Source organism: Aeromonas aquatilis, from assembly GCF_054052405.1.
In genome coordinates this window covers 1-5,809 of sequence record NZ_JBSTYP010000109.1, presented here as the reverse complement: position 1 = coordinate 5,809, position 5,809 = coordinate 1, and the positions used below count along the sequence as shown (strand labels likewise).

Genomic DNA, 5,809 nt, shown 5'->3' with positions numbered 1-5,809 from the left:
TGTTGGGGTGCGGGTTCTCTGAGCATGGTGCAGTCCATTTATTGGCCATGCAGCAATTAGATCAAACCCCGGGATCGGCGTCCAGGGGTTTATCAGCAGTCTGTGGCCTACGGCCGCTCGCCAGCAGCCAGACGGCGGTTGATATCGGCGATAACCGGGGCGATGTCGGCAAGGGTATCAATCACATAGTGCGCCCCCGCCGCCCGCAGTTTGGCCTCGGCCGGTGCGCGCCGAGCGGCGATCTCCGCCTCGCTCATGGCGGCAAACTCTTCCCAAGTGGCACCAAATTCGTTGCCGGAAACCGACAATCCCACCGTCCACATGCCCGCGTTAAGCCCTTCGCTGATACCCGGCACGGCGTCATCCACCTTGATGCAGCGATGCACCGCGCTCACTCCGAGCTCAATTACGTTGGCCAGCGCCATCCAGGGACCGGGGCGACCACCAGCCTTGAGATCGTCGGTGGCGACCCAGTGATCCGGCCGATAGCCGTGATCGGCCGCGGCCGGTACCAGCGCCTCCATCACCGGACGGGGGTAACCGGAGCAGGAGCCGATGCGCAGCCCCTGCCCCCGCAGAGCGTCCAGCACCGGCAACACACCGGGGATGGGGGCGGCAAAGCGGGTCACCGCGGCAATCTGCAGCGGCATAAAGGTGTGATAGAGGTGGTCCACCTCGGCATGGTTCATGGGGTGGCCAAAGCGAGCCTGCCAGCGCACATCCACCGAGGGCAGACGGCCCAGCGCGGCGATATGATCCCACTTGCCCAACCCCATGGGCTGGCGCGCCTCATCCAGAGTAACGGGGAAGTCATAGGCGCGGGCGAAGGCCTCGACGAAGATGGAGGTGGGGGCGAAGGAGCCGAAATCGACGACGGTGCCAGCCCAGTCGAGGATCAGCGCCTCTATGTCGGTGGTCGGGTCGATGGCAGTCTGCAAGTCAGTCATGGTGATGTTCCTGTTTCGGTGAAAGTGCGATCTCGCCAAGGGCGCGATCGAGAATGGTGATGGCGCGCACCAGATCGGCGCGGGCGATATTGAGTGGGGGCGAAAGCTGGATGACGTTCCCTTGGGAGACCTTGAAGCTGAGCCCCAGCTCCAGGCAGCGGTAGAGCAGCCGCTCGGCGGCCTGGCTATTGCGGGTGCGACTGTGATGATCGACCACCAGATCGAGGGCCCACAGAAGGCCGATGCCGCGCACCTGGCCGATCAGCGGGTGACGCTCAGCCAACTTGCCGAGCTCGGCCGCCATAAAGTGGCCATCCTCCTGCGCTTTTGCCTGCAACCCCTCTTCGCGGATGGTAGCGATGGTGGCGAGCGCCGCCGCGCAGCCGATAGGACTCTTCTCGTGGGTGTAGTGACCGAGCGAGATGGCCGCAGCCTGATTGAAACGGTCGCGGGTAATGAGCGCCGCAAACGGTACCACCCCGCCCCCCAACCCCTTGCCCAGACAGATGATGTCGGGCTCGATGCCAAACTCTTCAAAGCTGAACCAGTGGCCGGTGCGCCCCAGGGCATTGGGGATCTCGTCGACGATCAGCAACACCTTGTGGCGATCGCAGATCTCCCGCACCCGCTGCCAGTAGGCCTTCGAGGGCACCTGTACATCGGTATTGCGGATAGGTTCGGCGATAAAGGCGCCGATCCCCCCCCTCCTTCTCGATGACGTACTCCAGATAATCGGCGTAGTGCAGATCATCACCCTCCCCGCGATACCAGACACCGCGATAGCGGGTGGGAGGCGGAATGCGCTCCACTCCGGCCATCAGCGGACCCATGCCGGCGCGAAAACAGGCTTCACCGCCGACCGAAATAGCATCGAGGGAGGCGCCGTGAAAGGCATCCCAGAGGGACACCACCTTGCTGTTGCCGGTGATAAATCGGGCAAGCTTCAGGGCAATCCCCACCACTTCGCTGCCGCCGGGGGCGAACAGCACCCGGTTAAGATCGCCGGGGGCCAGTTCAGCCAGGGTGCGGGCGCAGTCGATGGCAACCTGATGGGTGTAGCGGCGGGGCGCGAACGGCAGATCGGCGAGTTGCTGCTGCACCGCGGCCACCACCCTGGGATGACCGTGGCCCAGCTGATGGACGCTGTTGCCGTGAAAATCGAGGTAACGCTTGCCCGATACGCTGGTCAACCAGCTCCCCTGCGCCCCCTCGATCAAATCCAGACAGGGGGTGGAGAGGGCCTGATGGAGGAAGTAGCGGCTATCTTCCGCCAATCCCGCCTGCACCGCCTCGCTCTGGTCAGCCCACCAACGCGCCCGCTCCTCGCCGAGGTTGATATCCCCTTCGCTGTCGGCGCGGCCACTGCCGTGCAGCTTATGGCCATGTAAATCGCGGCCACGCAGATCACGACCCTGAGCCAGCATGCTGGTCATAGCGCGTCCCCTTGCCAGTAGCAGGCGCTGGTCATGGCGGCGAGCAAGCAGCGCACCCGCTCTGGGGTCACATCGCCGATATTGCCGATACGGAAGCAGTCGGCCTGCGAGACCTTGCCCGGGTAGATGACAAAGCCCTGCGCCTTGAGCCGATGGTAGAAGTCGGCGAAGCGGTAGTCAGGGTGGGCCGGAGAGTAGAAAGCGGTAATGATGGGGGATTGCCATTTTTCTGGCAGCAACGGCGCAAAGCCGAGGGCAAACATGCCATCTACCAGCGTACGCTGATTCTCGCTGTAGCGCTGATGACGGGCTTCAATGCCCCCCTCTTCGTCCAGCTCACGCAGCGCCTGGGCAAAGGCGAGTACGGTATGGGTGGGCGAGGTAAAGCGCCACTTGCCCCCCTGCTGCTCCATGGTCTGCCACTGGGCGTGCAGGTCAAGGGAGACCGAGCGAGCGCGACCGGCGCAGGCCGTGAGCGCCACGCGGCGAGCGATGACAAAGCCAAAGCCCGGCACCCCCTGAATGCATTTGTTGGCCGAGCTGATGAGAAACTCGATGCCAAGGCGCCCCATGTCGATGGGGATACCACCAAAGCTGCTCATGGCATCGACGATCAGGCGGATGCCGCGGCGCTGGCAGAGCGCAGCCACCTCCTCGAGCGGATTGAGCATGCCGGTGGTGGTCTCGCAGTGCACCATGGCCAGATGGGTGATCTCGGGGTGGCACGCCAGCATCGCCTCAATGGCGGCGGGCTCCGGGCGGGTGGTCTCGCCGCAGTCGAGCTCATGGTGGCGCAGGCCAAGGCAGCGGGCCATCTCCCCCATGCGGGCACCGTAGGCGCCGTTGTTGATGATCAGCAGACACTCATCGCTACCTATCGCCGAGCCCAGCACGCTCTCCACCACATAGCTGCCACTCCCTTGCAGCAGCACGGCGCTGTAGTCGCTTTGATATTCTGGGCCGGTGGCCAGCCGCACCAGCTCGCGGCGGATGGGCTCCACCACACCCTGGTTGTAATCCGCATCCCAGGTGCAGCTGTCTTGCAGCATGGCGGCGCGTACAGTCGCGGTGGTCGAGAGGGGGCCAGGGGTCAGCAGCAGGTAATCGACGGCGGCAGGAGCCGCAGGAATATGGGTCATGACTTCGCTCCTTTTGGTATATACCAGAATGAGCGCATTGTGGGTAACTGCCCCGCCAAGGTCAAAGGGGTGGCGCTACGTGCAACAAAAAATTCATTTTCAGCGCCGGGATCGCGATAATCTAGGAAGCCTGAACAGCAGGGGCGATTCTGGTATCTACCAATGCATGTTGATGTTGCCGTTTAACGACCGCGCAAATGACCTGCCCTGTGCCCAGCCCATTGCCCAACTCATTGCATAACCAGGGATTTTCATGAGCAAACCGCAATATCTGCAGATCAAGGATGCCCTCGCCAACCAGATCCTGGCGGGGGGGCTGGCCCCCAACGACAAGCTCCCCTCCGAGCGGCTGCTGGGAGAACTCTATGGCACCACAAGAGTCACCATCCGCGAGGCGCTGGTGCAGCTGGAGGCAAACGGCCTTATCTATCGGGAGGATCGCCGCGGCTGGTTCGTCACCCCGCCGCGCTTTCGCTTGAACCCCAGACGCACCTCCAACTTTCACCAGATAGTGCGGGAGCAAGGGGGAGAACCGCACACCGAGCTGCTGGAGAAAAGCCGTCAGGCGGTACCGCCCGCGTTGATGGCGCAACTGCAGCTCAAGCCGTTCGACAGCCTGTTTCTGCTCAAACGGCTGCGCTACGCCAACGGGCGTGCCATCTGCTACTGCGAGAACCACTGCCTGCCAGAGCGGGTGCCCGGCCTGCTGGAGCTGGATCTCAACGGCAGTCTGACCGAGATCTACCAGGCCCATTACGATCTCCACTACGCCCGCATGCAGGTGCGCTTTTTTCCCACCGCCCTGCCGGACGAGGTGGCCAAGGCACTAGGGGCCACCGCCGGCCTACCCGCCCTGCGCCTCGAGCGGCTCAACTTCGATCAGCACGGCCGAGTGCTCGACTTCGATCTGGAGTACTGGCGCCACGACAGTCTGGAGATCGAAGTGGATACCCAGGATTAGTCACGGACAAATCAGGAACGGCAAAACGTCACGGGGTTGTCACGGTCACGTCATAAAAAACCCCTAGCCTCTCTCTCGACCAATCTGGTTTATACCAAGCCAACTTATATGGAGAAGAGGATGAAACAGGGAACCCATCTGCTGGCCGCCGCCGTGCTGGCTGCCATGACTGCCCCGGCACTGGCAGCAACCGACCTCACCGTCTACACCGCCTTCGAACCGGAGCAGCTCAACGAGCTGAAAACCGCGTTCGAACGCCAGCATCCGGACATCAACATCAAGTGGGTGCGTGACTCCACCGGCGTGGTCACCGCCCGATTGTTGGCAGAAAAAGCTCAGCCCAAAGCGGATGTGGTATGGGGACTGGCGGCTACCAGCCTGATGCAGCTCGATCAGCAGCAGATGCTCAATGCGTATGCACCAAAAGGTCTGGATAAGCTCGACAGCCGCTTTCGCGACAGCAAGGCCGAGCCGCACTGGATCGGTCTGGACGCCTTCTTCAGCGCCATCTGCTTCAACAAGGTAGAGGCGGAAAAACAGGGGATCCCGGCCCCCACCAGCTGGGCCGACCTCACCAAGCCCATCTACAAGGGCAAGGTGATCATGCCCAACCCCAGCTCCTCCGGCACCGGTTACCTGAGCGTCGCTGGCTGGCTACAGACCATGGGCGAGCAGCGGGGTTGGCAATTTATGAACGGCCTGCACCAGAACATCGACCGTTACACCCACTCGGGCTCCGCCCCCTGCAAGCTGGCCGCCAGCGGCGAGACGGTGATCGGTATCTCCTTTGACTTCCCGGCTACCAGCCTCAAGGCCAAGGGTGCCCCCATCGAGGTGGTATTCCCGAAAGAGGGGTCGGGCTGGGATATGGAAGCCGCCGCCATCATCAAGGGCACCCCCAAGCTGGAAGCCGCCAAACAGCTGCTCGACTTTGCCGCCACCGAACAGGCCAACGCCCTCTACAACAAGTCGTTCGCCGTGGTCGCCATCCCCGATGTAGCCCAACCGAGAGCGGGCTATCCGGCGGATATCAAAGGCCAGATGATCGACAACGACTTTAGCTGGGCAGCCCGCGAGCGTAACGCCATCCTGGCCCAGTGGAGCGCCAGCTTCGACGGCAAAACCGAAGCCAAGCAGTAATCGTGAACTGGAGTCGCTTGCACACACCAAGCACAATCTATTGCCGACACTCGGTTCAGATTAAATGGTGAGTTAACAATTACGACTTAACACTTATTAAAGGCTATGTCCCAATTACGTGTTGCATGGGGTGCCCCAGCGCCTCATGCAAACATGCTTTGATATTCACGCCCCTCCCGTAACGCTCCA

At 62.2% G+C, this 5,809-nt stretch carries 4 protein-coding genes and 1 pseudogene; 2 read left to right on the top strand and 3 right to left on the bottom strand.

The window, feature by feature from the left end; all coding sequences use genetic code 11:
• Window positions 1-107: 107 nt before the first annotated feature.
• The 3 genes and pseudogenes from phnX to phnW form a co-directional block, all read right to left on the bottom strand.
• The gene (gene phnX / locus ACW5W8_RS23185; RefSeq protein ID WP_498630738.1) at window positions 108-947 is read right to left on the bottom strand and encodes a phosphonoacetaldehyde hydrolase; all 840 of its coding nucleotides are present in this window, start codon (window positions 945-947) and stop codon (window positions 108-110) included.
• Window positions 940-2,380, bottom strand: a pseudogene (locus tag ACW5W8_RS23180) (aspartate aminotransferase family protein). Before ACW5W8_RS23180 ends, phnX begins: the two are co-directional and overlap by 8 nt.
• Window positions 2,377-3,519: a 2-aminoethylphosphonate--pyruvate transaminase gene (phnW, locus tag ACW5W8_RS23175; RefSeq protein WP_498630736.1), complete on the bottom strand. Its 1,143-nt coding sequence runs from the start codon at window positions 3,517-3,519 to the stop codon at window positions 2,377-2,379. The pseudogene ACW5W8_RS23180 and the gene phnW overlap by 4 nt, the downstream one beginning before the upstream one ends.
• 253 nt (window positions 3,520-3,772) lie before the next feature.
• On the opposite strand from phnW, the gene phnR reads away from it, so the two are divergent.
• Window positions 3,773-4,480, top strand: a complete 708-nt coding sequence (gene phnR, locus ACW5W8_RS23170; protein ID WP_047438836.1) for a phosphonate utilization transcriptional regulator PhnR — start codon at window positions 3,773-3,775, stop codon at window positions 4,478-4,480.
• Window positions 4,481-4,600: 120 nt separating this feature from the next.
• Window positions 4,601-5,620, top strand: coding sequence for a putative 2-aminoethylphosphonate ABC transporter substrate-binding protein (locus ACW5W8_RS23165; RefSeq protein WP_498630734.1), 1,020 nt, complete (start codon window positions 4,601-4,603; stop codon window positions 5,618-5,620).
• Window positions 5,621-5,809 lie beyond the last annotated feature (189 nt).